The 26609-nt window shown below is 69.3% G+C and carries 24 protein-coding genes and 1 pseudogene; 15 read left to right on the top strand and 10 right to left on the bottom strand.

The features are described from left to right. The 7 genes and pseudogenes from A9X04_RS03800 to A9X04_RS03770 form a co-directional block, all read left to right on the top strand. Positions 1 to 922 (top strand): annotated as a pseudogene (locus A9X04_RS03800) (pyruvate dehydrogenase (acetyl-transferring), homodimeric type); the annotation flags it as partial. Between the two features lie 145 nt (positions 923 to 1067). Next, complete coding sequence (locus A9X04_RS03795; RefSeq protein ID WP_067917890.1) at positions 1068 to 2393, top strand: CdaR family transcriptional regulator; 1326 nt, start codon at positions 1068 to 1070, stop codon at positions 2391 to 2393. A 140-nt stretch (positions 2394 to 2533) separates the two neighbouring features. Further along, positions 2534 to 3454 carry an ACP S-malonyltransferase gene (locus A9X04_RS03790; protein ID WP_067917888.1) on the top strand — a complete coding sequence of 307 codons (921 nt, stop codon included), beginning with the start codon at positions 2534 to 2536 and terminating at the stop codon, positions 3452 to 3454. 80 nt (positions 3455 to 3534) lie between these two features. After that, positions 3535 to 3879, top strand: a complete 345-nt coding sequence (acpM, locus tag A9X04_RS03785; protein ID WP_067917886.1) for a meromycolate extension acyl carrier protein AcpM — start codon at positions 3535 to 3537, stop codon at positions 3877 to 3879. Further along, positions 3876 to 5126, top strand: a complete 1251-nt coding sequence (kasA, locus tag A9X04_RS03780; RefSeq protein WP_067917883.1) for a 3-oxoacyl-ACP synthase KasA — start codon at positions 3876 to 3878, stop codon at positions 5124 to 5126. The genes acpM and kasA overlap by 4 nt, the downstream gene beginning before the upstream one ends. Before the next feature lie 79 nt (positions 5127 to 5205). Next, positions 5206 to 6465, top strand: coding sequence for a 3-oxoacyl-ACP synthase KasB (kasB, locus tag A9X04_RS03775; protein ID WP_067917881.1), 1260 nt, complete (start codon positions 5206 to 5208; stop codon positions 6463 to 6465). A gap of 47 nt (positions 6466 to 6512) precedes the next feature. Further along, entirely contained in the window at positions 6513 to 7934 is a 1422-nt protein-coding gene (locus A9X04_RS03770) for an acyl-CoA carboxylase subunit beta (RefSeq protein WP_067917879.1), read from the top strand. 92 nt (positions 7935 to 8026) lie between these two features. Here the strand turns inward: A9X04_RS03770 and A9X04_RS03765 are convergent, their stop codons facing one another. The 3 genes from A9X04_RS03765 to A9X04_RS03755 all read right to left on the bottom strand — a co-directional run bounded on the left by A9X04_RS03765 (position 8027) and on the right by A9X04_RS03755 (position 11755). After that, positions 8027 to 9577 (bottom strand): FAD-dependent monooxygenase, encoded by a 1551-nt coding sequence (locus tag A9X04_RS03765; RefSeq protein WP_067917878.1) that lies wholly within the window; start codon positions 9575 to 9577, stop codon positions 8027 to 8029. Positions 9578 to 9638: 61 nt separating this feature from the next. Continuing rightward, the gene (locus A9X04_RS03760) at positions 9639 to 11183 is read right to left on the bottom strand and encodes a glycerol-3-phosphate dehydrogenase/oxidase (RefSeq protein WP_067917877.1); all 1545 of its coding nucleotides are present in this window, start codon (positions 11181 to 11183) and stop codon (positions 9639 to 9641) included. Continuing rightward, complete coding sequence (locus A9X04_RS03755) at positions 11180 to 11755, bottom strand: TetR/AcrR family transcriptional regulator (RefSeq protein ID WP_067917876.1); 576 nt, start codon at positions 11753 to 11755, stop codon at positions 11180 to 11182. The genes A9X04_RS03760 and A9X04_RS03755 overlap by 4 nt, the downstream gene beginning before the upstream one ends. A gap of 47 nt (positions 11756 to 11802) precedes the next feature. On the opposite strand from A9X04_RS03755, the gene A9X04_RS03750 reads away from it, so the two are divergent. Further along, a complete protein-coding gene (locus A9X04_RS03750) occupies positions 11803 to 13383 on the top strand; it encodes an FAD-binding oxidoreductase (protein ID WP_369828916.1) in 1581 nt (526 codons plus the stop codon). Continuing rightward, positions 13380 to 14294, top strand: a complete 915-nt coding sequence (locus A9X04_RS03745; protein ID WP_067917872.1) for a diacylglycerol kinase — start codon at positions 13380 to 13382, stop codon at positions 14292 to 14294. The genes A9X04_RS03750 and A9X04_RS03745 overlap by 4 nt, the downstream gene beginning before the upstream one ends. 48 nt (positions 14295 to 14342) lie before the next feature. Here the strand turns inward: A9X04_RS03745 and A9X04_RS03740 are convergent, their stop codons facing one another. Continuing rightward, the gene (locus A9X04_RS03740) at positions 14343 to 15233 is read right to left on the bottom strand and encodes a TIGR03619 family F420-dependent LLM class oxidoreductase (RefSeq protein ID WP_067917870.1); all 891 of its coding nucleotides are present in this window, start codon (positions 15231 to 15233) and stop codon (positions 14343 to 14345) included. Positions 15234 to 15315: 82 nt separating this feature from the next. Next, positions 15316 to 15939, bottom strand: a complete 624-nt coding sequence (locus A9X04_RS03735) for an NADPH-dependent F420 reductase (RefSeq protein WP_067917868.1) — start codon at positions 15937 to 15939, stop codon at positions 15316 to 15318. Between the two features lie 93 nt (positions 15940 to 16032). Between A9X04_RS03735 and A9X04_RS03730 the strand changes: the two genes are divergently transcribed. Continuing rightward, positions 16033 to 16515, top strand: coding sequence for a MarR family winged helix-turn-helix transcriptional regulator (locus tag A9X04_RS03730; protein ID WP_067917866.1), 483 nt, complete (start codon positions 16033 to 16035; stop codon positions 16513 to 16515). 15 nt (positions 16516 to 16530) lie between these two features. Here the strand turns inward: A9X04_RS03730 and A9X04_RS03725 are convergent, their stop codons facing one another. The 3 genes from A9X04_RS03725 to A9X04_RS03715 form a co-directional block, all read right to left on the bottom strand. Beyond that, positions 16531 to 17043 (bottom strand): DUF3145 domain-containing protein, encoded by a 513-nt coding sequence (locus tag A9X04_RS03725; RefSeq protein ID WP_067917864.1) that lies wholly within the window; start codon positions 17041 to 17043, stop codon positions 16531 to 16533. Between the two features lie 141 nt (positions 17044 to 17184). Further along, positions 17185 to 18003, bottom strand: a complete 819-nt coding sequence (locus tag A9X04_RS03720) for a serine hydrolase (protein ID WP_067917863.1) — start codon at positions 18001 to 18003, stop codon at positions 17185 to 17187. Continuing rightward, positions 18003 to 19076 carry a class I SAM-dependent methyltransferase gene (locus A9X04_RS03715; protein WP_067917861.1) on the bottom strand — a complete coding sequence of 358 codons (1074 nt, stop codon included), beginning with the start codon at positions 19074 to 19076 and terminating at the stop codon, positions 18003 to 18005. The genes A9X04_RS03720 and A9X04_RS03715 overlap by 1 nt, the downstream gene beginning before the upstream one ends. Positions 19077 to 19108: 32 nt before the next feature. On the opposite strand from A9X04_RS03715, the gene A9X04_RS03710 reads away from it, so the two are divergent. Together A9X04_RS03710 and A9X04_RS03705 are read left to right on the top strand one after the other, a co-directional pair. Beyond that, entirely contained in the window at positions 19109 to 20194 is a 1086-nt protein-coding gene (locus tag A9X04_RS03710; protein ID WP_067917860.1) for an S-(hydroxymethyl)mycothiol dehydrogenase, read from the top strand. Continuing rightward, on the top strand, positions 20194 to 20817 hold the full coding sequence (locus A9X04_RS03705; RefSeq protein WP_067917858.1) for an MBL fold metallo-hydrolase: 624 nt from the start codon (positions 20194 to 20196) through the stop codon (positions 20815 to 20817). Before A9X04_RS03710 ends, A9X04_RS03705 begins: the two co-directional genes overlap by 1 nt. 174 nt (positions 20818 to 20991) lie before the next feature. Here the strand turns inward: A9X04_RS03705 and lnt are convergent, their stop codons facing one another. After that, the gene (lnt, locus tag A9X04_RS03700) at positions 20992 to 22428 is read right to left on the bottom strand and encodes an apolipoprotein N-acyltransferase (RefSeq protein WP_067917857.1); all 1437 of its coding nucleotides are present in this window, start codon (positions 22426 to 22428) and stop codon (positions 20992 to 20994) included. Between the two features lie 86 nt (positions 22429 to 22514). Here lnt and A9X04_RS03695 point away from each other — a divergent pair, with 86 nt between their 5' ends. The 3 genes from A9X04_RS03695 (at position 22515) to A9X04_RS03685 (ending at position 25020) form a co-directional block, all read left to right on the top strand. Continuing rightward, entirely contained in the window at positions 22515 to 23471 is a 957-nt protein-coding gene (locus A9X04_RS03695; RefSeq protein WP_067917855.1) for an SDR family oxidoreductase, read from the top strand. Positions 23472 to 23487: 16 nt separating this feature from the next. Next, entirely contained in the window at positions 23488 to 24585 is a 1098-nt protein-coding gene (locus A9X04_RS03690) for an SAM-dependent methyltransferase (RefSeq protein WP_067917854.1), read from the top strand. A 72-nt stretch (positions 24586 to 24657) separates the two neighbouring features. Further along, complete coding sequence (locus tag A9X04_RS03685; protein WP_067917852.1) at positions 24658 to 25020, top strand: hypothetical protein; 363 nt, start codon at positions 24658 to 24660, stop codon at positions 25018 to 25020. 1 nt (position 25021) lies between these two features. Here the strand turns inward: A9X04_RS03685 and A9X04_RS03680 are convergent. Beyond that, the coding region (locus A9X04_RS03680) for an Hsp70 family protein (RefSeq protein ID WP_067917850.1) at positions 25022 to 26609 on the bottom strand (1588 nt) is incomplete at its 5' end.

Genomic DNA, 26609 nt, shown 5'->3' with positions numbered 1-26609 from the left:
CGAGCCGATGATCCCGATCTACATCTTCTATTCGATGTTCGGCTTCCAGCGCACCGGCGACGGCCTGTGGGCCGCCGCCGACCAGATGGCCCGCGGCTTCCTGCTGGGGGCCACCGCGGGGCGCACCACGCTGACCGGCGAGGGTCTGCAGCACGCCGACGGCCACTCGCTGCTGCTGGCGAGCACCAATCCGGCGGTGGTGGCCTACGACCCGGCGTTCGCCTACGAGATCGCCTACATCGTCGAGAGCGGGCTGGCGCGGATGTTCGGCGACGACCCCGAGGACGTGTACTTCTACATCACGATCTACAACGAGCCGTACGTGCAGCCGCCGGAGCCGGAGCACTTCGATCCCGAGGGCGTGCTGCGCGGCATCTACCGCTACCGTCCCGCCACCGAACAGCGCGCGAACACGGCGCACATCCTGGCCTCCGGCGTGGCGATGCCGTCTGCGCTGCAGGCGGCCGAGATGCTGGCCGCCGAGTGGGACGTCGCCGCCGACGTCTGGTCGGTGACCAGCTGGGGCGAACTGAACCGCGACGGCGTGGCCGTCGAGAAGGCGAAGCTGCGCTACCCCGACCGGCCGGCCGGCACCGCCTACGTGACCCAGGCCCTGGCGAACGCCAGCGGCCCGGTGATCGCGGTCTCGGACTGGATGCGCGCCGTCCCGGAGCAGATCCGGCCGTGGGTGCCCAACACGTTCGTCACCCTGGGCACCGACGGTTTCGGTTTCTCGGACACCCGGCCCGCCGCGCGGCGTTACTTCAACACCGACGCCGAGTCGCAGGTGGTCGCGGTGCTGGAGGCGTTGGCGCGCGACGGCGAGATCGACCCCTCGGTTCCCGTCGCGGCCGCGCGCCAGTACAAGATCGACGACGTACAGGCCGCGCCCGAGCAGACGTCCGACCCCGGCGTGGCCTAGCGGGCCAGCGCCTTCTGCCGAGCGTGAAGCTACCTTCACGTTCGGCGCCGAGCGTGAAGCTACCTTCACGCTCGCGGCTCCTCGGACAGCCAAAACACCCCACCCTTTGGCGAATCCTTCTAGAAAAGTGGCGTAGGTTTTAGGGGTGAATGACAACCCGTTCGCCGGCCCGTTCGCCAAGCAGCCCCGGTCTCCACTCGAGCTGCTGGACACGGTGCCGGATTCCGTGCTGCGCCGGCTCAAGCAGTACTCCGGCCGGCTGGCCACCGAAGCCGTCTCGGTGATGCAGGACCGGTTGCCGTTCTTCGCCGACCTGGAAGCCTCGCAGCGGGCCAGCGTGGCGTTGGTGGTGCAGACGTCCATCAACAACTTCGTCGAGTGGATGCAGGACCCGCACAGCAACGTCAGCTACACCGCCCAGGCCTTCGAGCTGGTGCCCCAGGACCTGGCCCGCCGGATCGCGTTGCGGCACAGCGTCGACATGGTGCGCGTCACGATGGAGTTCTTCGAGGAGGTGCTGCCGCTGGTGGCCCGCTCCGAGGATCAGTTGACCGCGCTGACCGTGGGCGTGTTGAAGTACAGCCGCGACCTGGCGTTCACCGCCGCGTCGGCCTACGCCAACGCGGCCGAGGCGCGCGGCACCTGGGACAGCCGGATGGAGGCCAGCGTGGTCGACGCGGTGGTCCGCGGCGACACCGGCCCCGAGCTGCTGTCCCGGGCCGCCGCGCTGAACTGGGACACCACCGCCCCGGCCACCGTCGTGGTCGGGGCGCCCGCACCCGGACGTGACGGCACCACCGGGCCGGGCGACAGCCAGCGGGCCAGCCAGCACGTCCGCGACATCGCCGCACGGCACGGCCGCGCGGCCCTCACGGACGTGCACGGCACCTGGCTGGTCGCCATCGTGTCGGGCCAACTGTCGCCAACCGACAAATTCCTCGGCGAACTGCTGAACGCGTTCTCCGACGGGCCCGTGGTCATCGGACCGACGGCGCCGATGCTGACCGCGGCGTACCACAGCGCCAGCGAGGCAATTTCCGGGATGAACGCCGTCGGCGGCTGGCGGGGGGCGCCGCGGCCGGTGCTGGCGCGGGAGCTCCTACCCGAACGCGCCCTGATGGGGGACTCCTCGGCCATCGTGGCGTTGCACACCGACGTCATGGGGCCGCTGGCCGACGCGGGGCCCACGCTCATCGAGACTCTTGACGCTTACTTAGATTGTGGCGGCGCGATTGAAGCTTGTGCCAGAAAGTTGTTCGTTCATCCAAACACGGTGCGCTATCGGCTCAAGCGGATCACCGACTTCACCGGACGCGATCCCACCCAGCCCCGCGACGCATACGTGCTGCGAGTGGCGGCGACCGTCGGGCAGCTCAACTACCCCACCGCTCCCGCCAGCGTCGGCACCAACGCGATGCCTCCGGTTCCGCTGCCGGTCAGGGCCGCTATCGGGGGTCAATCCGAGACGTAGTGACCCAGGCCACAGGTCGCGGCACGGTATCGAACACGTAGCTTACGGAGCTATTTTGTGGGGACTACACAAAAACCTAAGACGAGGTTCATAATCTGTTACACCCGCCAAAACCGTTTCCACAGTGTTCTCTTAAACACGTGATTGCATTGCTTGCGCCCGGACAGGGTTCGCAGACCGAGGGGATGCTCTCGCCGTGGCTCGACCTGCCGGGCGCCGCGGACCAGCTCGACCTGTGGTCGAAGGCCAGCGGCCTCGACCTGGTCCGGTTGGGCACCACCGCGTCGACCGAGGAGATCACCGACACCGCGGTCACCCAGCCCCTGGTCGTCGCCGCCACCCTGCTGGCCCACCAGGAACTCACCAAGCGCGGCCTGCTTTCCTCCGAAACCAAGAATGCGGACCTGATCGTGGCGGGCCACTCCGTCGGCGAGATCGCGGCGTACGCGATCGCCGGTGTGATGGCCGCCGATGACGCCGTCGCGCTGGCCGCCACCCGCGGCGCCGAAATGGCCAAGGCGTGCGCCATCGAGCCGACCGGCATGTCCGCCGTGCTCGGCGGTGACGAGGCCGAGGTCTTGGCCCGCCTCGAGCAGCTCGACCTGTTCCCCGCCAACCGCAACGCCGCCGGCCAGATCGTCGCCGCCGGCCCGCTGACGGCGCTGGAGAAGCTGGCCGAGGACCCGCCGGCCAAGGCCCGGGTCCGCGCGCTCGGAGTGGCCGGGGCGTTCCACACCAAGTACATGGCGCCGGCCCTCGACCGCTACGCCGCCGCTGCGGCCGCCGTCGCGACCGCCGAGCCCACTGCCACGCTGCTGTCGAACCGCGACGGGCAGCCCGTCGCCTCCGCGGCGGCGGCCATGGAGGCGCTTGTCGCCCAGCTGACCCAGCCGGTGCGCTGGGACCTGTGCACGGCGACCATGCGTGACCGCGAGGTCACGGCGGCCGTGGAGTTCCCGCCCGCGGGCACTCTGACGGGTATCGCCAAACGAGAACTTCGGGGGGTCACCACCCGCGCCGTCAAGGCACCCGCAGACCTGGACGCACTGGCCGAACTCTAGAAAGCCGCATCCAGTACAACCACATAACGCTCTATAACGCTCTGTTCGATCAACACAACACATTACGAAGGGAAGACGCTGTGGCCGTCAGCCAGGAAGAAATCATCGCCGGTATCGCGGAGATCATCGAAGAGGTCACCGGTATCGAGCCGTCCGAGGTCACCCCGGAGAAGTCGTTCGTCGACGACCTGGACATCGACTCGCTGTCGATGGTTGAGATCGCCGTGCAGACCGAGGACAAGTACGGCGTGAAGATCCCGGACGAGGACCTCGCCGGCCTGCGCACCGTCGGTGATGTCGTCTCCTACATCCAGAAGCTCGAGGAAGAGAACCCCGAGGCTGCCGAGGCGCTGCGCGCCAAGCTGGAGACCGAGAACCCCGACGCCGTCGCCAACGTCAAGGCGAGGATGGACGCGGACAAGTGAGCAAGCCTTCCACTGCTAATGGCGGTTACCCCAGCGTTGTGGTAACCGCCGTCACGGCGACGACATCGGTCGCGTCGGACATCGAGAGCACGTGGAAGGGTTTGTTGGCCGGCGAAAGCGGCATCCACGTTCTCGAAGACGAGTTCGTCACCAAGTGGGACCTGCCCGTGAAGATCGGGGGTCACCTCAAGGAGCCCATCGACGAGCACATGAGCAGGCTCGACTTGCGGCGGATGTCCTACGTCCAGCGGCTGGCCAAGTTGCTCAGCACTCAGCTGTGGGAATCTGCCGGCACCCCGGAGCTCGACCCCGACCGGTTCTCGGTCGTGGTCGGCACCGGGCTCGGTGGCGCCGAAAGGATCGTCGAGAGCTATGACCTGATGAACGAGGGCGGCCCCCGCAAGGTGTCGCCGCTCGCCGTTCAGATGATCATGCCCAACGGCGCCGCGGCGGTGGTGGGCCTGCAGCTCGGGGCGCGCGCCGGGGTCATCACCCCGGTGTCGGCCTGTTCGTCGGGCTCCGAAGCGATCGCCCACGCGTGGCGCCAGATCGTCATGGGCGACGCGGATGTCGCCGTGTGCGGTGGCGTCGAGGGTCCCATCGAGGCGCTGCCCATCGCGGCATTCTCCATGATGCGGGCCATGTCCACTCGCAACGATGAGCCCGAACGCGCATCGCGGCCGTTCGACAAGGACCGTGACGGGTTCGTGTTCGGCGAGGCCGGGGCCATGATGCTCATCGAGACCGAGGAGCACGCCAAGGCCCGCGGCGCCAAGCCGCTGGCCAGGTTGATGGGCGCCGGCATCACCTCGGACGCCTTCCACATGGTGGCGCCGGCGGCCGACGGCGTGCGCGCCGGCCGGGCGATGACGCGGGCGCTGGAGTTGGCGGGCTTGTCCCCCAAGGACATTGATCACGTCAACGCGCACGGGACGGCAACACCGATCGGCGACACGGCCGAGGCCAACGCCATCCGGGTCGCCGGATGCGAGCAAGCGGCGGTGTACGCACCGAAATCCGCACTGGGCCACTCCATCGGAGCGGTCGGTGCGCTGGAATCTGTTCTCACGGTATTGAGCCTTCGGGACGGCGTGATACCGCCAACACTCAACTACGAAACCCCTGATCCCGAGATCGACCTTGATGTTGTCGCGGGCGAACCTCGCTACGGCGATTTCCGTTACGCCATCAACAACTCGTTCGGATTCGGGGGCCACAACGTGGCGCTCGCCTTCGGGCGGTACTGAGCACGGCGTCGGGCGACGACCCGGGCCGTAACGGCCCGGGGAAGAGCCGACAAGTACGGAAGGAACGTTCGCAAGCCCCATGACAGAGCTAGTTACCGGGAAAACTCTCCCGAACGTGGTCGTCACTGGCGTCGCTATGACGACCGCTCTGGCAACTGATGCCGAAACCACCTGGAAGCTGTTGTTGGACAGCCAAAGTGGTATCCGCAAACTCGAGGACCCGTTCGTCGAGGAGTTCGACCTGCCGGTGAAGATCGGCGGGCATCTGTTGGAGGAATTCGACAGCCAGATGACCCGCGTCGAGCTGCGCCGGACGGGTTATCTGCAGCGGATGTCCACCATCTTGAGCCGGCGGGTCTGGGAGAACGCCGGCTCGCCCGAGGTCGACTCCGACCGCTTGATGGTGTCCATCGGCACCGGTCTGGGCTCCTCGGAGGAGATGGTCTTCAGCTACGACGACATGCGCGCTCGTGGCATGAAGGCGGTTTCGCCGCTCGGGGTGCAGAAGTACATGCCCAACGGCGCCGCCGCGGCGGTGGGCCTGGAGCGGCATGCCAAGGCGGGTGTGATCACTCCCGTTTCGGCGTGCGCGTCCGGCTCCGAGGGCGTCGCCCAGGCGTGGCGCAACATCGTCTTCGGCGAGGCCGACATCGCCATCTGCGGTGGTGTGGAGACCAAGATCGAAGCCGTGCCGATCGCGGCGTTCGCCCAGATGCGGATCGTGATGTCGACCAAGAACGACGACCCGGCGGGCGCGTGCCGCCCGTTCGACCGGGACCGCACCGGCTTCGTGTTCGGCGAGGCGGGGGCGCTCATGGTGATCGAGACCGAGGAGCACGCCAAGGCTCGTGGGGCCAACATCCTGGCCCGCATCATGGGTGCCGCCATCACCTCGGACGGCTACCACATGGTGGCGCCCGACCCCAACGGGCTGCGGGCCGGGCACGCGATGAGCCGGGCGATTCAGCTCGCGGGCTTGTCTCCTTCCGACATCCAGCACGTCAACGCCCACGCCACCGGCACCTCGGTGGGTGACGTCGCCGAGAGCAAGGCGATCAACAACGCGCTGGGCCCCCACGGTGGCAACGCCGCGGTCTACGCGCCCAAAGCGGCGCTGGGGCACTCGGTCGGCGCCGTGGGTGCGGTCGAATCGATCCTGACGGTGCAAGCCCTGCGGGACCAGGTCGTTCCGCCGACACTGAACCTGGAAAACCTCGACCCTGAGATCGATCTGGACGTGGTGTCGGGTAAGCCGCGGCCGGGCAACTACGAATACGCGATCAACAACTCGTTCGGATTCGGCGGCCACAACGTCGCGATCGTGTTCGGGCGGTACTGATCACCGCTTCTCAACCGAGAGCACACCGGAGAACAGGAGACCTTGCGATGACAATCATGGCCCCCGCGTCGGTCGGCGAGTCGCTCGACCCCAGGGACCCGTTGCTGCGTCTGAGCAACTTCTTCGACGAGGGCAGCGTCGAGCTGCTGCACGAGCGTGACCGCTCCGGGGTGCTGTCGGCGTCGGGCACCGTCAACGGTGTGCGCACCATCGCGTTCTGCACCGACGGAACGGTGATGGGCGGCGCCATGGGCGTCGAGGGCTGCGCGCACATCGTCAACGCCTACGACACCGCCATCGAGGAACAGAGCCCGATCGTCGGTATCTGGCACTCCGGCGGGGCCCGGCTGGCCGAGGGCGTCAAGGCGCTGCACGCGGTCGGCACGGTGTTCGAGGCGATGATCCGCGCGTCGGGATACGTCCCGCAGATCTCGGTGGTCGTCGGTTTCGCGGCCGGCGGCGCCGCCTACGGCCCCGCGCTGACCGACGTCATCGTGATGGCGCCCGAGAGCCGGGTGTTCGTCACCGGGCCCGACGTGGTGCGCAGCGTCACCGGTGAGGACGTCGACATGGCGTCCCTGGGCGGCCCGGAGACCCACCACAAGAAGTCCGGGGTGTGCCACATCGTCGCCGACGACGAACTCGACGCGTACGAGCGCGGTCGCCGCCTGGTCGGGTTGTTCTGCCAGCAGGGGCATTTCGACCGCACCAAGGCCGAAGCGGGTGACACCGACATCCACGCGCTGCTGCCGGAATCGTCGCGGCGGGCCTACGACGTGCGTCCGATCGTGACCGCGATCCTGGACGACGAGACCCCGTTCGACGAGTTCCAGGCCAACTGGGCGCCGTCGATGGTGATCGGCCTGGGCCGGCTGTCCGGCCGGACGGTCGGCGTGCTGGCGAACAACCCGCTGCGGCTGGGCGGCTGCCTTAACTCCGAAAGCGCCGAGAAGGCAGCGCGTTTCGTGCGGCTCTGCGACGCGTTCGGCATCCCGCTGGTGGTGGTCGTGGACGTGCCGGGCTACCTGCCCGGTGTCGACCAGGAGTGGGGCGGCGTGGTGCGCCGCGGCGCGAAGCTGCTGCACGCCTTCGGCGAGTGCACGGTTCCGCGCGTCACGCTGGTCACCCGAAAGACCTACGGCGGGGCCTACATCGCGATGAACTCCCGGTCGCTCAACGCGACCAAGGTGTACGCCTGGCCGGACGCCGAGGTGGCCGTGATGGGCGCGAAGGCCGCCGTCGGCATCCTGCACAAGAAGAAGCTGGCCGCCGCGGCCGATCACGAGCGCGAGGCGCTGCACGACGAGTTGGCGGCCGAGCACGAGAAGATCGCCGGTGGTGTCGACAGCGCCATCGAAATCGGTGTGGTCGACGAGAAGATCGACCCGTCGCACACCCGCAGCAAGCTCACCGAGGCGCTGGCCCAGGCGCCGGCGCGCCGCGGACGCCACAAGAACATCCCGCTGTAATTCCTTACGCTCGAACTTCGTGCGCTCGCGAGCGTAACCGTACTGCGAAAAATCGGGTTTGAAATCGCAGTGTGGTTACGCTCGCGGAGTCCTCAGCGGCTCAGGATCGTCGTAAGCGCCTGCCGCAGTTCGCCTTCCGGGTCGGCGGGTAGCGTGTCACAGCGCCAGCCGACGAAATCGTCGGGGCGAACCAGCAGGGCGCCGGAAGGGCCGAGCCCGGTGGCCGCCGCCCACTCGTCGCTGTAGACGCGCCGTGCGGCCACCGACACCGAAGCCGCAGCGGCACACCAGCGCTCGTCGCCGGTGAGCACCGTGAATCCCGGGCCCAGCAGGTCCAGCGTCGAGACACCGTCGGGCACCCACACGTGCGGCACCCGGGTGCCGGGCTGGGCGCGCAACTCCGAGACCAGTTGCACCGTGTCCGGCTCCCCCTGCCCGTTCACAATGGCCGCCGAGTGGTAGCGGTATCCGATGAGCAATTCGAACATCGAGCACTCTTCGTCGGCCGGCAACAAAGGGCGGTCGTCGCTCAAGGGGAGCACCGCTAGAGTCGGGCCGGTCAGCGACTGGCGCGCCGCGAATCGCCCCACCGGGTGGCGTTCGGCGTGGTAGGTCTCCAGCAGCGCCGGACCTGCGGTCCCGTCCAGCACGGCGGCGAGCTTCCATGCCAAGTTGTGGGCACTCTGAATCGCGGTGTTGGCTCCCCCGGCCTTGAACGGCGGCATGGTGTGCGCCGAATCGCCGACGAGAAAGGCGCGGCCGCATTGGAATTGGTCGGCGACCTGCTCGTAGGGCTGCCACGCCGCGACCTCGATGACGTCGATGTCGATCGGCTCGCCGAACGCCTTGGTGAGCACATCGCGGCACCGCTGCGGGGTGAACTGGTCGGCCGTCTCGCCGCTGCCCGGGAAATACATGGTGATGAACATGCCCAGGTCGCCCTCGACCAGCAGGAAGATGCCGTCGACGTCGGCGTTCTTGACCTGCACGCCATCGCCGTCGGCCAGGTGCGAGACGAACTTCGTCCAGGGCGCCCGGAAGTAGATGAACACGACGTAGATCGGCAGTGCGCCGTAGCCGGATGTGGTGATGCCCAGCCAGTTTCGGATCGGGCTGTGCACGCCGTCGGCGCCGACGAGGTAGTCGGCGCGGATGGTCTCCGGCTCCCCCGAATCCCGGTCGCGGACCACCGCGGTGACGCCGGCCCCGTCCTGCTCGAGCGACACCACTTCCGTCCCGTACCGCATCTCGCTTCCCCGTCGGCGCGTTTCGGCGAGCAGGATCGGCTCCAGCCTGCTCTGCGGACAGTACTGCGCCGCGGGCTCCGGGCTCAGCGCATCGAGTCCCGCGAAGACCGCGTTGACGTCGATGGCCAGCTTCTCCTCGGGGCTGTTGAGCGCGGGCCTGACCATCAGGGCCGAGACATGGTCGGCCACCGCGTGTACCTGGTCGCTGAGACCGAGGCCACGCAGGATTTCCAGGCTGCGAAAGCTCAGGTTGCGGGCCTTCGGATAGATGAAGACCTCATGCCGCTTCTCGACCAGCAGCGAACGTACCCCATGCCTGGCGAGCAATGCGGAGGTGGCGAGGCCGCCGGCGCCGGCGCCGACGATGAGTACGGGAACGCGCGTGGTGGTGGTCATGACAAAATAATAGTAACTACCATTCGATATTTACAGTCAGAATCGAAAGCAGCCTGGCGCCCTAGCCGAACCGCTCCACGAACTCCTCGGCCACCGCGGCCACCCGCTCGCGGTCGGATTCCACCAAGCCGATGCGGGTGCGCCGATCCAGGACGTCGGCGGCGTCCAGGGCGCCCTCGTGGGTGATCGCGTACTCGAATTCCGCCCGGGTGACGTCGATGCCCTCGCCCACCGGTTCCGTCGGGCGCTTGCAGGAGGCGGTGGCGACGACCTTGGCCGCCTCGGCGCCGTACCGCCGCACCAGCGACGCGGGCAACCCGGCAACCGAGCCCGGGCCGACCGACCCCGGGTTGGCGGGCGCGCCGATCAGCGGCAGGTCGTGCGTCCGGCACTTTGCGGCGCGCAGGTGCCGGACGCTGACGGCGCGATCCAGCACGTCCTGCGCCATGTAGCGGTATTCGGTGAGTTTGCCGCCGATCACGCTGATGATCCCGGACGCCGACTCCACGACGGCGTGCTCGCGCGAGACGTCGGCGGTGCGGCCCTCGCCGGTGTCGATGAGCGGCCGCAGCCCCGCGTAGGCGCCGATCACGTCGGCCGGGCCGAGCGCCACCCCCAACGCGGTGTTGACCGTGTCGAGCAGGAACGCGACCTCCTCTGCCGACGGGGTGGGCACGTCCGGGATCGGGCCGGGCGCCGCTTCGTCGGTCAGCCCCAGGTACACCCGGCCCAGCTGCTCGGGCATGGCGAACACGAACCGGTTGAGCTCGCCCGGAATCGGGATGGTCAGCGCCGCAGTGGGATTGCCGAAGGCGCCGGCATCGAACACCAGATGCGTGCCGCGACTGGGCCGCAGCCGCAACAGGCCGTCGATCTCGGCGGCCCACACCCCGGCCGCGTTGATGACCGCCGGCGCCGAGACGTCGAACGACTCCCCCGTGCGCTGGTCGGTCAACCGCACCCTGGTTCCGGTCGCCTTCGACGCCGCCACGTAGGTCAGGATCCGGGCGCCGTGCTGCGCGGCGGTGCGAGCGACCGCGGTGACCAGCCGGGCGTCGTCGATCAGCTGCCCGTCATAGGCCAGCAGACCCCCGTCCAGGCCCTCGCGTCGCACGGTCGGCGCCATCTGCGCGACGCGGTCCGGGCCGACTCGGCGCGACCGGGGCAGGATCGACGACGGCGTTCCCGCCAGCATCCGCAGCGCGTCGCCGGCCAGGAACCCGGCGCGCACCAGGGCGCGTTTGCCCCGGCTCATGGACGGCAGCAGCGGAACCAGTTGCGGCATCGCGCGAACGAGATGGGGGGCGTTGCGGCTCATGAGGATTCCGCGCTCGACGGCGCTGCGCCGGGCGATGCCCACGTTGCCGGTGGCCAGGTAGCGCAGCCCGCCGTGGACGAGCTTGGAGCTCCAGCGGCTGGTGCCGAAGGCCAGGTCGTGCTTTTCCACCAACGCGACCCGCAGGCCCCGTGAGGCGGCATCCAGTGCGATGCCGGCGCCGGTGATGCCGCCGCCGATCACGACGACGTCCAGCGGCTCGCCCTCGGCCAGGGCCGCGAGATCGGCCGCGCGGCGGGCGGCGTTCAGCGCGGTGGGATCGGGTATCACGACAGGTATCCGTTCAGCGAGTGGGCGAGCTCGCCGGCCAGCGCGTCGGCGTCCAGGATCGGTTCGACGATCTGGGCCGACTGAATGGTGGACTGGGCGATCAACAACACCATCGTGGCCATCTGGACGGGGTCACCGGCGCGGACGCTGCCGGTGCGCTGGGCCACTGCGAGCCGGGCGGCCAGGGCGTCGATCAGCATGTGCTGGCTGGTCCCCAGGCGTTCGGTGATGTAGATCGGCGCGAGCTCGGAGTGCAGCACCGACATGACGAGCCGGTCCCGTCGTAGCAAGTCGGCCACCGTAACGATCTGTCGCACAAGGGATTCGCGGTCATCACCGAGCAGCGGCGCGTCCCGCATCGCCTCGCTGACGTGCCGGGTCAACAGCGCCGCGACGATCGATTTCGTGTCCGGCCAGCGGCGGTACACCGTGGGCCTGCTGACGCCGGCGCGCCGGGCGATTTCGGCCAGGGTGACCCGGTCCACCCCGAAGTCGACCACACAGCTGGCTGCCGCCGCGAGGATGCGCTCCCCCGTGTCCGCCACAGTCGGAGCGTTACTGATTGACAGCATGTGTAATACTGTAACGCATGACGCAACCCGAGGGCCTCGTCCCCCCGATGAAGTGGAACGCGTGGGGTGACCCCGCGGCGGCCAAGCCGCTCTCCGAGGGAATCCGGGCGCTGCTGAAACAGGCTGTCGGCGTGGAGGATTCCGATGCGGCCGAACTCGCAGCCGACGCGGTGCGCCTCCGGCCGTCGGCCTTGCCGCAGGCGCACCTCGACGCGCTGGCCGAACTCGTCGGCGCCGCCTACTGCCGTACCGACGACCGGGACCGGCTGCTGCACGCCGGCGGCAAGTCCACGCTCGACCTGCTGCGCCGCAGGGATACCGGGGTGCAGGATGCGCCCGACGCGATCCTGCTCCCCGGCGACGAGGACGCAGTCGCCACGATCCTGCGTTACTGCTCGCACCATCGCATCGCCGTCGTGCCGTTCGGCGGCGGCACCAGCGTGGTCGGCGGCCTGGATCCGATCCGCGGTGAATTCCCCGCCGTCGTCGCCCTCGACCTGCGCCGCCTCGATCGACTGATCTCGCTCGACGAGGTGTCCGGCCAGGCCGTGTTCGAAGCCGGTGTCACCGGGCCGGATGCGGAGCGCATGCTTGGCGCCCAAGGCTTTTCGCTCAGGCATTTCCCGCAGAGCTTCGAATACGCCACGATCGGTGGCTTCGCCGCGACGCGCTCGTCCGGGCAGGACTCGGCGGGCTACGGCCGATTCAACGACATGGTGCGCGGCCTGCGCGTGGTGACGCCGGTGGGCACCCTGGACCTGGGCCGTGCGCCCGAGTCCGCCGCGGGCCCCGACCTGCGTCAGCTGCTTATCGGGTCGGAGGGCGTCTTCGGTGTCATCACGCGGGTCCGGCTGCGCGTGCACCGGGCGCCGGAGGCCGCCCGCTATGAGGCGTGGTCCTTCCCCGACTTCGAGACCGGCGCCGCGGCGCTGCGCGCCGTCACGCAAACGGCCACCGGCTCCACGGTCATCCGGCTCTCCGACGAGGCCGAGACCGGGGTCAACCTGGCCACCACCGAGTCCATTGGCGAAAGCCAGATCACCGGCGGCTGCCTGGGCATCACCGTGTTCGAGGGCACCAAAGAACACGTCGAAAGCCGGCACGCCGAAACCAGCTCGCTGCTGGTGGCCCAGGGCGGAACGTCGCTGGGTGAAGCGCCGGCGCGGGCGTGGGAGCACGGGCGGTTCGGCGCACCGTATCTGCGCGATTCGCTGCTGTCGGCCGGTGCGCTCTGCGAGACCCTCGAGACCGCGACCGACTGGTCCAATATTCCTGCGCTCAAAGCCGCTGTTACGCAAGCGCTTACCGATACACTGGCGAAGATCGGCACGCCGGCGCTGGTGATGTGTCACATCTCGCACGTCTACCCCACCGGCGCGTCGCTGTACTTCACCGTCGTCGCCGGTCAGCGCGGCAACCCGATCGAACAATGGCGGGCCGCCAAAGCGGCCGCCTGCGACGCGATCATGGCCACCGGCGGGACGATCACCCACCATCATGCGGTCGGCGCCGACCACCGGCCATGGATGCGTGACGAGGTCGGCGAGCTCGGGGTGCATGTCCTGCGCGCGGTCAAGGCGACCCTGGACCCGGCCGGAATCCTCAACCCCGGCAAGCTGATTCCATGAGCCGGCGCGAGATCACGAAGGTGATCGCGCTGACCAATCCCGTCTCCGGACACGGCACGGCGATCCGGGCGGCGGAGCGCGCGATCGCGCGGCTGCACCACCGCGGTGTGGAGGTCGTCGAGATCATCGGCGACGACGCACAAGACGCGCGCTACCTGGTGAGCGCGGCACTGGAGAAGGGTGCCGACGCCGTCATGGCGACCGGCGGCGACGGCGTCGTCTCCAACGCGCTGCAGGTGCTCGCGGGCACCGACGTTCCGATCGGCATCGTGGCGGCGGGGACGGGTAACGACCACGCCCGCGAATTCGGCCTTCCCACAAAGGATCCGGAAGCCGCAGCGGACATCGTCGCCGACGGCTTTGCCGAAACCGTCGACCTGGGAAAGATTCGCGACAGCACCGGCTCCGAGAAATGGTTCGGCACCGTCGCCGCCACCGGATTCGACTCCCTGGTGACCGACCGGGCCAACCGGATGACGTGGCCGCACGGGCGGCTGCGCTACTACCTGGCGATGCTCGCCGAACTATCGCAACTGCGGCTCTTGCCGTTTCGCATGGTGCTGGACGGGACGCGGGAGATCGATGACGACATCACGCTGGCGGCCTTCGGCAACACGCGAAGCTACGGCGGCGGCATGCTGATCTGCCCGCACGCCGATCCCACCGATGGCCTGCTCGACATCACCATGGTGCACTCGGCGTCGCGGACGAAGCTGGTGCGCCTGTTCCCCACCGTGATGAAGGGCACCCACATCGACCTCGACGAGGTGAGCACGACGCGGGCCCGCTCGATTCACGTGGAGTGCCCCGGGATCAACGTCTACGCCGACGGCGATTTCGCCTGCCCGCTGCCCGCGGAGATCAGCGCGCTTCCCGGCGCGCTGCGGATCCTGCGTCCGGCCCGGCCGTAGTTTGGGCACACAGCTACGAGCCATCTTGCCGTCCAGCTTTCCCACGAGTCACAACCGACCGGTGTGCGCGATCACCTGGCTCGCGAAGTCAAGCGTCTGGTCAAGGCTGGGAAACGCTGCGAACGCGTCCACGAACGCCTCATCAACGCCGGACCCGGCCAGGCGCTTGAGCTTGCCGGCAAGCGAGTCGACCGACGTGCCCGGTTCGAGGTTGATCCGCATGGCGGTCTTCAGCGCGTCGGGATCGCGGCCGGCCTCCTGCGCCGCACCGCGCGCAATCGACCACAAGTGGTCAGTGAACTCGTCCTGCAGCTCCTCGACCCCCAGCCAGCCGGTGCCGCTGCGGCCGACCCGGCGCATCGCGGCCTCGCTGACACCGCCGATCCAGATGGGCGGACCGCCGGCCTGGACCGGACGCAGCTCGGCATGGACCGGCGGCAGCGAGAAGAACTCGCTGTCCCAGGACACCGGGGTGGTCGTCCACCACCGGTGTAGGAACGCCAGCAGGTCATCGAGCATCCGTCCGCGTCGGCGCCAGTCCGCGCCGCGGGCGATATCGTGCTCGTCCTTCATCCACCCGATTCCCACGCCAACGTCAAGGCGGCCGTCGCTCAGCACGTCGAGCGTGGTCAGCAGCCGGGCCAAGTGCACCGGCTCGTAGTAGAACGTGCTGAGCGTGCTGGAGTTCAGTCGCACCCGGCTGGTTGCCGTCGCGGCGACCGTCCACAGCAGCACCGGGTCGAGGTAACGAGTCATCTGCGGCGGGTACGGCTGTTCTTTGCCCGGGTAGGCGCTGTGCATATCAACCGGCGTGACCAAGCGATCGCCGACCCACAGCGTGTCATAACCAAGGTCCTCAAGTCCGCGGCAGAACGCGGCCAGGTCAGCGGCTCCGCTGACCGCGGGCCCGACTATGGGAATAGCGAAACCAAGCTTCATTAGAGAATTCCTTTCAGTGATCCATCAACCATTGCCCGGGCGCACGGCGCCCCTTGTCGTTGACGGCGGGGACCGGGGTGGCTCAGGCGGGAACGGTGGCGCCGAGGGCGAAGTCGAAGTTCCCCACCCCGTGGCGGGCCAGGCCCATCACGACCAGGCCCGTTCCTTCCAGCCAGTGCGCCATGTTCAAGCCGCCGACGTCCAGTGGGCGCAGCCCGAGGCTCTCGATGAACTCCGCCACGGCCGCCTTGGCGCGCGCGTCGTCGCCGGCGATGAAGACGTCGAGCGGCCGGCCCTGGGCCAGCACCACACCGAAGATCGTGTTGAATGCCTTCACCACGCTGGTGCTGGCCGGGGCCACCTTGGCAACTTCCTGCGCCACGGAGGTGTCATCAGGGATCGCCAGCCCGTCGGCCGCGGAATTGAACGGGTTGCTGATGTCGACGATGACCTTGCCCGCGAGGGCGTCCCCGTACTGGGCGACGACCGGAACGACGTCGGCATACAACACGGACACGATGACGATGTCCCCCGACGGGACGGCGCCGAACTCTCCCGTCGTGGCGCTGCCGCCGAGAGCCTTGGCCAGGTCAGCGGCCTTGGATCGATCACGGCCGATGACTTCGACGGCGTTGCCGCCCGCTACCGCCAAAGCGCCGATGGCGCGGGCCATGTTGCCGGTGCCGATGATGCTGATCTTGCTCATGAGGTGTCCCGTCTGAACTCGTCGGAAAGGTTGACTACTCAACCTTAAGAAAGGTTTGTTGATGAGTCAACCAATCCGCTAGCATGGTGGGTGATGGAGCCGAATTGGCTGGACCCTCGTGAAGACCGCGCCTGGCGGGCCTTCCAGCACGCGCATCATCAGCTCGACGTGCACCTGAACCGGGGCCTGCAAAAATCGGGTCTGTCCGGGGCCGACTACGAGATCCTGGCGGTGCTCTCAAGCCACGACGGGGACCGCATGCCCGCGCACGACCTGTGCAACACACTGGGATGGGAGAAGAGCCGTGTCTCCCACCAGGTGCGGCGCATGCAGAAGGACGGGCTGATCTGCCGCGAGCCGAACCCCAACGACGCTCGCAGCACCATGGTCTGCCTGCTACCGGCCGGCCGCGCCGCCATCGAGAAGGCGGCACCCGGGCACGTGGAGGACGTCCGGCGGAACTTCATCGACCTGCTCACCCCGGCGGAGCTTGACATGCTCGCCGCCCTCAACGAACGAGTGCTGCGCCACCTGGCTGAAGACGACGACTCCCCCGCCGAAGATGAGCCCTCATAGCCGTCAAGCGCGCGGCTAGCCGACGCCCCGACTGAGCCAGGTCACCTCGCCGACCTCGCCACCGTCGCGGTACGCCTCGAGGGCGTCGTCCCATGCCGTTCCCAGCACCGTGTCCAGCTCGGCGGCCAGGGTGTCGGCGCCGTGGGCCATCAGTGCGCGCAGCCGCATCTCCCCGACCATGACGTCGCCGTTCGCGCTCATCGACCCGCTCCAGAGGCCGAGCTGCGGGGTGTGGCTGAACCGCTGGCCGTCCACTCCGGGGCTGGGGTCCTCGGTGACCTCGAACCGCAGCACCGACCAGGAGCGCAAGGCGTTGGCCAGCCTCGCGCCGGTGCCCACCGGCCCGACCCAGTTGGTGACGGCGCGCAGTTGTCCGGGCATGGCCGGCTGCGGCGTCCACGTGAGGTTCGCCTTCGACCCCAGGGTCGACGACAACGCCCACTCGACATGCGGGCATACCGCCGCCGGCGAAGCGTGCACGTACACCACGCCAGTCGTCACGTCGGCGAATTGATTCGACGCACGCATTTCCTGCTCCTTCGGTTCCGCGAGGGACGTCTTCCCCAACGACCTGGCGGCACCTGGAAAGCAGGATTGCTAACTATTTTGTGTGTCGTGCGTGTCTATTGTGCCCTGTGATACCCATGTTGCGCTAGTGTGCATTTTCTCTTAGGCGTATTCGGCCAGCACGGCGTCGGAAAGCGCAGGCCACGGCCGCAGTGCCCACTCCCCGAAATCGCGGTCGGTCAGGGTCACCAGGGCCAGGTCCCGTTCGGGATCCGCCCAGATGAAGCCCCCCGCCTGGCCGAAATGGCCGTACGTTCGCGGCGAGTTGCCCGCGCCCGTCCAGTGCGGCGATTTCGCGTCCCTGATCTCGAAGCCCAGCCCCCAGTCGTTGGGCCGCTGGACGCCGTAACCGGGCAACACGCCGTCCAGGCCGGGAAATTGCACGGCCGTCGCCTCGGCGTGCAGCTCGGCCGAGACCGTCGCCGGTCGCAGCAGGTCGCCGGCGAAGGCGGCCAGGTCGGTCACGGTGGACCTCGCCCCGAACCCTGCGGCCAGCGCGCCGCCGTCCAGCCGGGTCGCCGCCATGCCCAGGGGTTCGCACACGGCCTCGGCCAGGTAGCGGCCGAACTCGATCCCCGACTCGCGCTCCACCGCCTGGGCCAGCACGGTGAAGCCGTGGTTGGAGTAGATGCGCCGTGCCCCGGGGGCGGCCAGTACGTGGTCGTTGTGCATGGCCAGGCCGGACGCGTGGGCCAGGAGGTGCCGGATGGTGGCGCCGGGCGGTCCGGCGGCGGTGTCCAGGTCGACGACGCCCTCTTCGACGGCCACCTGCACGGCGCGCGCCACCAGCGGCTTGGTCACCGACGCCAGCTCGAAGACCCGTTCGGTGTCGCCGTGGCTGGCCAGCACCCCGCCGGGCCCGATCACCGCCGCGGCGGCGGCCTCGACCGGCCAGTCATCCAGGGCGTCGAGGGCCGGCATCACTTAGAGGCGATGTAGTAGTTGTTGATCGGGTCGGACTCGATCTCCGCCACCCGAACGTCGCCGAAGCCGGCGTCGCTCAGCATCGCCGTGGCCAGCTGTGTCCCCCAGGCGGCGCCCAGCCCGGCGCCGTCCAAGGCCAGCGACACCGTCATGCAGTGCATCAGCGAGGTGGTGTAGAGGTAGGTGCTCATCGGCACGCCGACGTTGTCCTCGAGCCGGCTGGACGCCTTGATGTCGGCCATCAGCAGGACGCCGCCGGGCCGCAGGGCGCGGTGGATGTTCTCCAGCACCCGCGCCGGCTGGGCCTGGTCGTGGATGGCGTCGAAGACGGTGATGAGGTCGTAGGCCTCGGCCTTGTCCAACTGCGCCAGGTTGTGGCTCTCGAAGCTCGCGTTCGCCAGGCCGAGGTCGGCGGCCTCGCGGGCGCCGACGGCGATGGCCTCGTCGGAGAAGTCGATGCCGGTGAAGCGGCTGGCCGGGAACGCCCGCGCCATCACGTTGATCGCGTGGCCGCTGCCGCAGCCGAAGTCGGCCACGTCGGCTCCGCCGCGCAGGCGCTCGACGAGCCCGTCGACCAGCGGCAGCACGACGTCGACCAACGCCTTGTCGTACACCACGCCGCTCTGCTCAGCCATCAGCGCGTGGAACCGGGGGAACTCGCCGTAGTGCAGGCCGCCGCCGTCGCGGAAGCAGCCGATGATCTTCTGTTCGACCTCGGCGAGCTGCGGGACGAACAGGGCCACCAGGGCCAGGTTGTCCGGCCCGGCCGCCCGGGTCAGCACGGCGGCGCGGTGCGCGGGCAGCGAGTAGGTGGCGGTGGCGGCGTCGTAGTCGACGACGCGTCCGGTCGTCATGCCGGCCAGCCACTCGCGCACGTAACGCTCGTCGAGGCCGGCCGCTTCGGCGATCTGCGCGCTGGTGGACGGCGCCAGTCCGGCCATCGTGTCCAGCAGACCGGTCTGGTGCCCGATGCTCAGCAGCAGGGTCAGGCTGGCGCCGTCGATGGCCGCGGCAATTCGTTCGCTGAATTCTTCTGACGTTTCGGAGGCGGTCTCGTCACCGGCGCGCATGCCCTGCGACGGTACACCGTAGGTTGGTGGCCATGAGTCAGACAGTGCGCGGCGTGATTTCACGAAAGAAGGGCGAACCCGTCGAGCTGGTGGACATCGTCGTTCCGGACCCCGGACCCGGCGAGGCTCTGGTCGACGTCATCGCCTGCGGGGTGTGCCACACCGATTTGACCTACCGCGAGGGCGGCATCAACGACGAGTATCCCTTCCTGCTGGGCCACGAGGCCGCCGGCCGGGTCGAGGCGGTCGGGCCCGGGGTCACCGGGGTCGAGCCCGGCGACTTCGTGATCCTGAACTGGCGTGCCGTCTGCGGCCAGTGCCGGGCCTGCAAGCGCGGCCGCCCGCACCTGTGTTTCGACACCTTCAACGCCGCCCAGAAGATGACGCTGACCGACGGCACGGAGCTGACGCCCGCGCTGGGGATCGGAGCGTTCGCCGACAAGACGCTGGTGCACGCCGGCCAGTGCACCAAGGTCGATCCCGCCGCCGACCCAGCCGTCGCGGGCCTACTCGGCTGCGGGCTGATGGCGGGCATCGGCGCGGCGATCAACACCGGCGGGGTGACCCGCGACGACACCGTCGCGGTGATCGGCTGCGGCGGCGTCGGCGACGCCGCCATCGCCGCTGCAGCGCTCGTCGGCGCCCGGCGCATCATCGCGGTCGACACCGACGACACCAAGCTGGACTGGGCCCGCAAGTTCGGCGCCACCCACACCGTCAACGCCCGCCAGGCCGACGTCGTCGAGGCCATCCAGGACCTCACCGACGGATTCGGGGTCAACGTCGCCATCGACGCCGTCGGCCGGCCCGAAACCTGGAAGCAGGCCTTCTACGCCCGCGACCTCGCGGGAACCGTTGTGCTGGTGGGGGTTCCGACGCCCGACATGAAGCTCGAGATGCCGCTGATCGACTTCTTCAGCCGAGGCGGGTCGCTGAAGTCGTCGTGGTACGGCGACTGCCTGCCCGAGCGCGACTTCCCCACCCTGATCGACCTCTACCTGCAGGGCCGGCTGCCGCTGGAGCAGTTCGTCTCCGAGCGCATCGGCCTCGGAGACGTCGAGGAGGCCTTCCACAGGATGCACGGGGGCAAGGTGCTGCGTTCGGTGGTGATGCTCTGATGGTCGAGATTCAGAAGGTGGTCACCCACGGCACGTTCGAATTAGACGGCGGCAGTTGGGAAGTCGACAATAACATCTGGCTGATCGGTGACAACTCCAACGTGGTGGTGTTCGACGCCGCGCACACGGCCGAGCCGATCGTCGAGGCCGTGGCAGGCCGCCACGTCGTCGCGGTGGTGTGCACGCACGGGCACAACGACCACGTGACGGTCGCACCGGAACTGGGCAAGACGCTCGACGCGCCGGTGCTGCTGCATCCGGCCGACGACGTGCTGTGGCGAATGACCCATCCCGACAGCGACTTTCGCTCCATCTCCGACGGCGAGACGCTCAGCGTGGGCGGTACCGAGCTGCGGGCGATGCACACCCCGGGCCACTCCCCGGGGTCGGTGTGCTGGTATTCGCACGACCTGGGTGTGGTGTTCAGCGGGGACACCCTGTTCTCCGGCGGCCCGGGCGCGACGGGCCGCTCGTATTCGGATTTCCCGACCATCCTGCAGTCCATCTCCGAGCGGCTGGCCAAGCTGCCCGGCGAGACGGTGGTGCACACGGGCCACGGCGACAGCACCACGATCGGCGACGAGATCGTGCACTACGAGGAGTGGGTGGCCCGCGGGCACTGAGCGGTTCGCCGCGTAGGATCACGCTCGTCACATCGGTCACATCGGTACCAGTTTGTAGACCACCATCCGATCGCGAAACTTGATATCACCGGCGATATCAAATTCGAGCGTCGACTAGTGGCCTGAGAGAGCCGCGTCCGCAAGAGCCCCTCGAGGATCCGGCGCTTCACCTGCTCACCCGCCACCGCGGGCGGGGCGCCGCCAGCGCACCAGCGCCACCACGAGGACGACGAAGGCCAACACCGGCACCCTGTCGCCCAGCCGTTGGTAGGGCGTGACGCGCGACCGCAGCGGCACGCTCACCACGGCCACGCCGCGAACGTTCGACGGGCACCACGCCAGCCGGTGGCCTTGCGCGTCGAAGGCCGAGCTGTCGCCGGACAATGCGGCGTGCACGGCCGGGCGGCCCGCCTCGACGGCGCGGACGGCTGGCTGCGCGGCCAACTGCGGCTGCGCCCAACTCCCCTGGTATGACGACGTGGAGCTCTGATAGACCAACAGCTCCGCACCCAGTTGCGCCTCCCGGCGGGCGAGGTCGGAGAACAGGGTCTCGTAGCTGACCAACGGGCCGATCGCCAGGGCGCCGGCATGCAACACGACGGGTCCGGTCCCGCGCTGCCGGTCCTCGGCGGCGGCCCTGCTGTGGCGGGTGATCCAGCCGAAAAGCGGTCGCAGCGGCACGTATTCGCCGAACGGCACCAGCCGGGTCTTCTGATACGTGCCCAAGGTTCCGTCCGGGCCGATGAGCACCGCCGACTTGTAGATCCCGCCGCCGGGCGCCTGCGCGTCGACGTTGACCAACAGGTCCGCGCCCACCCGCCGGGACAATTCGGCAAGCCGCGCCACAACCTCCGGGTGGCTGGCGAGATCGGATCCCACGCTGCTTTCTCCCCAGACCACCAAGTCCGGGCGCTGACCCGCGACCGAGGCGGTGAGCTCCTCGCTTGCGGCCTGGCGCGCGCCGGCGTCGGCGATGTCGCCGGGCTGCACCAGCGCCACCCGCACCATGGGACCGCCCGCGGGCATCTGGCCCAGGAAATACCAGGCCGGGCCGACCGCCGCCAGCCCCACCGCGCAGCCCAGGACGACGAGCCGGCCGGACAGCTCGCGATGCACGACGGCACCCACCAGAGCCGTATTGACCGCGGCCACAAGGAAACTCGTCAGCCACACCCCACCCAACGCCGCCGACGCCACGGTGACGGGCTGCGCGGATTGGGACGCGCCCAATGCCGCCCACGACCCACCGAGCGGCGGCCAGGATCGCACGGCCTCGGCCGCCACCCACGCGCTGGGCAACACCATCACGGCCGCGACCGTCCGGCCCGGTCCGACCGGCGCGGACAGCAACCGATGCGCCAACCACCCCCAGGGCAGCCAGAGCGCGCCGAAGCCGGCGGCCATCACCACCAGCAACGGGCCGACGAACGTCACCAGCCAGTGCTGCGTGGTCAGCACGTACCCGGCGATGCCGAACGAGGCCCGCACGGACGCCTCCCACGGGGTCGGCGCGGCCCGCACCAACAGCAGCAGCGGCACCAGGCCGAACCAGGCCAGCCACCACCACGCCGGCGCGGGAAAGGCGAATGCCGGCAGCGCGCCGAGGACCAACGCGGCCGCCCAGCCGCGGATGCGCTGTCGACGAGCCGACACAAAGAGCACACTATGACGGGGCGCACACGAAGGGGGTGATTCGCATGGCCAACGATCTCGTCGCCACGGTGCCCGACCTGTCGGGCAAGCTGGCGATCGTCACCGGCGCCAACAGCGGCCTGGGCTTCGGCCTGGCCCGGCGGCTCGCGGCCGCCGGCGCCGACGTCGTCATGGCGATCCGCAATCGCGCCAAAGGCGAAAAGGCGATCGAGGAGATCCGCGCCACAGTGCCCGACGCCAAGCTGACCATCAAGTCGCTGGACCTGTCGTCGCTGGCCGCGGTCGCGGCGCTGGGCGAGCAGCTCAATGCCGAGGGCCGCCCCATCGACATCCTGATCAACAACGCCGGCGTCATGACGCCGCCCGAACGCGACACCACCGCAGACGGCTTCGAATTGCAGTTCGGCAGCAACCATCTCGGGCACTTCGTTCTCACCGGCCACCTGCTGCCGCTGCTGCGCGCCGCCGGCAAGGCGCGCGTCGTCTCCCTGAGCAGCCTGGCGGCCCGGCAGGACGCCAAGATCCACTTCGACGACCCCCAGTTCGAGAAGTCCTACGCGGCGATGTCGGCCTACGGCCAGTCGAAGCTGGCGGTGTTGATGTTCGCCCTCGAGTTGGACCGGCGTAGCCGCGCGGCCGGCTGGGGCATCATGTCCAACGCCGCGCACCCCGGCCTGACCAAGACCAACCTGCAGATCGCAGGCCCGTCGCACGGCCGCGACCGGCCTGCGCTGATGGAACGGCTGTACAAGGCGTCCTGGCGGTTCACGCCGTTCCTGTGGCAGGAGATCGACGAGGGCATCCTCCCGGCGCTCTACGCCGCGGCCGCGCCGCACGCCCAGGGCGGCGGGTACTACGGGCCCCGCGGATTCTACGAGGCCGCGGGCGGTGGGGTCCGACCGGCCAAGGTGCCCGAGCGAGCCCGCAACGAGGCTGACTGCCAACGGCTTTGGGAACTCTCCGAGCAGCTGACCGGCGTCCGCTACCCCAGGCCCAGCTGACGACTATCGTTGGGCCATGCGGCCTGAACCTCGGATGCCCGAATCGAGCATTGTGGTCCGGCCCGAACCCGTGTACACCCAGTCGTCGCGGCTGCAGGCCGCCGGGCTGGCCCCGGCGATCGCGTTGTTCGAGCGCGCCGCCGAGCAGGTGGCGCTGCCCAAGCCGCCGCAGCCCATCGTCGTCGCCGACTACGGGGCCGCCAACGGGCACAATTCGCTCAAGCCGCTGTGCGCGGCCATCACGGTGCTGCGTCGCCGCACCCGCCACGACCACGCAATCCTGGTGGCGCACACCGACATACCGGACAACGACTTCTCGGCGTTGTTTCACACGCTCGAGGACGACCCCGAGAGTTACCTACACCTGGACGCGGCGACGTTCGCGTCGTCGATCGGCCGTTCCTTCTACGATCAGATCGTGCCGTCACAGACGGTCAACCTCGGCTGGTCATCGTGGGCCACGCAGTGGCTGAGCACGATGCCGGGCGAGGTGCACGACCACGTGCACGTCGCCTACAGCAACGACGACACCGTGCACGCGGCCTACGCCGACCAGGCGGCCCTGGACTGGCACAACTTCGTGGCGTTCCGCGGCCGCGAACTGGCCCCCGACGGGCGGCTGGTGGTGATGACGATCGCCCTCGACGAGGACGGCACGCCGGGTTTCCCGACGCTGCTCGACGCGATGCTCGCGGCGCTGCGGGAGCATGTGCGCGACGGCCTGCTGCGCCAGGACGAGGCCCGGCGCATGACCATTCCCACATTTGCCCGCAGCGAGAAGGACTTTCGCGCGCCATTCTCGCCGAGAGGACGCTTCGAAGGCCTGTCGATCGACCGTCTCGACCTGTTCACCGCCCAGGACCGATTCTGGGCTCGATTCCAGGTGGACCACGACGCCGAGGCCTTCGGGGCGCAGTGGGCGGCCTTCGCCCGCGCGGCGCTGTTCCCCGCCCTGGTGCGCGGGCTGGACGGCGGCGTCCGCGACGCGCGGGCCGGGGAGTTCGTCGACCAGCTCGAGCGGGCGGTCGCGGAGCGGCTGTCAAGCGCTCCCGAGCCGATGCGGATCCCGCTGGCGCTGGTCGAGCTGGTCAAGCGCGAACGATCGCGGCAGTGAGAGTTTCGACACAACGCCGCAACGGGTAACCCCCCGAACATCGCGACATGCGATTGCGAGGGGGTTTGAAGCATGAGCGTCCAGGACGATAAAGCGGCAGATCAGGACACCGATCAAAAGCTGACGGAAAAGCCGGAGCCGGACGAAGGCGACAAGGAGAAGGCCGCCAAGATGATGGAGGCCTACAAAGAAAAGCCCACCATCGTGCTGCCCGGCACCGGGGGAAGTGTGTCGGGGACCGCGGTCAACGAATGGTTGGACGAGGACGGCAACCCCAGGCACGAAGTGCCCGAGGGTGCCGACTCCGACGGCCAGGCGAAGGCCGACGACTCGCGCGACGAGCAGGCTCTGCAGGACCAGATCGACAAGGACAAGGCCCTCAACGAGCAACTCAAAGAGGCCGCGAAGGCGGAGAACAAGGGCGAAAAGCGTTGACCTATCGGGTCGTTCCCAGCTGAGGGTCCAATTGGGGGATGCCGCTGATGCCCAAGTCTCCGCCGATGCCTTGAATGATCTGGTTGACCCGATCCAGGCCGGGGATGGGTTCGTTGAGTCCGGGGACCGCCGGAATGGGCGGGACCTCAGGGATCCGTGGGATCGCCTGACGCGGCGCCGCCGCCAGCGGCGGCGCCTGCTGCGGTTTGGCTGACGGGACGCTGGTCGACGGCGTCTCGGTGTTGGCGGGCGGGTTGGTGTCCGTGGTCGACGGGGCGGGAGCCTCTTCGGTGGGCGACGGCGGCTGGGCGGTCGCCGTCTGGGCGGGCGGCGCGGGAACCGGGCTGCTGGTCACGCCCGGCGCCGGCGTCGTCGCGGATTTGTTCGCCGAGGTCAGGCCGATCGTGACGGCCGTCCCCACCAGCGCCACCGCCGCCGCCCCGCCGACGACCGCGGCCAGGACCGGCAGCCGAAACAGGCGGCCCTTGCGCTTGGCGGCCGCGGGCTCGTCGGTGGTCTCCTCGCCGGCGGGGGTGGGCGTGACCTGCGGTTGCTTACCGGTCAGCGACCACGCCCGCACGGGAGCCGCGCCGGTGATCGCCGCCGACGGGGCGGCCTGCGCCGTCGCGGTCGCCTCCGGCGGTCGGGTTCCCCGGAGGCCGGGCGCCGGCGCGGTCGCCGTGACGGGCGCGGCGGGCGCCGAAGCCGACACCGAAGCCGCCACCGAAGCCGCCGAAGCCGCCGCGGATACCTCGCCGGGACCGTGCGCCGCCCGCAGTGCGGCGCCGGTGGCGGCCGTCAGATGTGGGCGCGGCGTGGTGATGACCGGGACGCGGAAGTACTGCGACAGCGTGGTGGTGAGCGCGGGGATGTTGGCCCCGCCGCCCGCCGTGACGACCGCCGCCAGGTCCTGAATCCCGTTGCGGGCCAACGCGTTTTCCAGCATCGCCACGAACCGGTCCAGCGGCGTGCGGATCGCCTCGTCGAGCTCGGCGCGGGTGACCCGGACGTCCCCCGTCAGCCCGTCGCTCAGAGTGGTCGCCGTGCTCGACGACAGCTCTTCCTTGGCGCCCCGGCATGCGGTCCGCAGCCGGCTCAGTGAACCGATCGCCACGGTGCCCGCCGGGTCGAAGGAGGTGGTGGTGGGCATGTTGGAGATGACGGTGCTCAGCAGCGCCTGATCGATCAGGTCGCCGGAGAAGTCGTTCAGCCGCACGGTCGGGGCCAGCGCCTGGTAGTCGCCGTCGGCGCGCATGAACGTGACGCTGGTGCCGGTGCCGCCGAAGTCGCACACCGCCACGGTCCCGCGAGCGGGTATGCCGGGGCCGGTCCGCACGGCGAGCAGGGTGGCCGCGGCGTCGGGGATGAGCAGCAGCGGCCGCGCGCGCTGGGACCATTCGGCCACCGAGCTCAGCGCGGTGCCCACGGCGTCGACCGCTTCGGAGGCCCAGTGGGCGGGATAGGTCACGGCGACGCTGTCGGGCAGGGGCCGCCCGCCGGTGAGCGCGTAGGCCAGCGCGCGCATCGCGTCGGCGATCAGTTGCTCGCCGCGGTGCACCGAGCCGTCGGCCGCCACCAGCCCCCGCGGG

This window comes from Mycobacterium sp. E3247, from assembly GCF_001667785.1.
In the GTDB taxonomy this organism is placed as follows: Bacteria; Actinomycetota; Actinomycetes; order Mycobacteriales; family Mycobacteriaceae; genus Mycobacterium.
The sequence above is the reverse complement of the archived record's forward strand: the minus strand, read 5'-3'. Positions and strand labels throughout refer to the sequence as shown.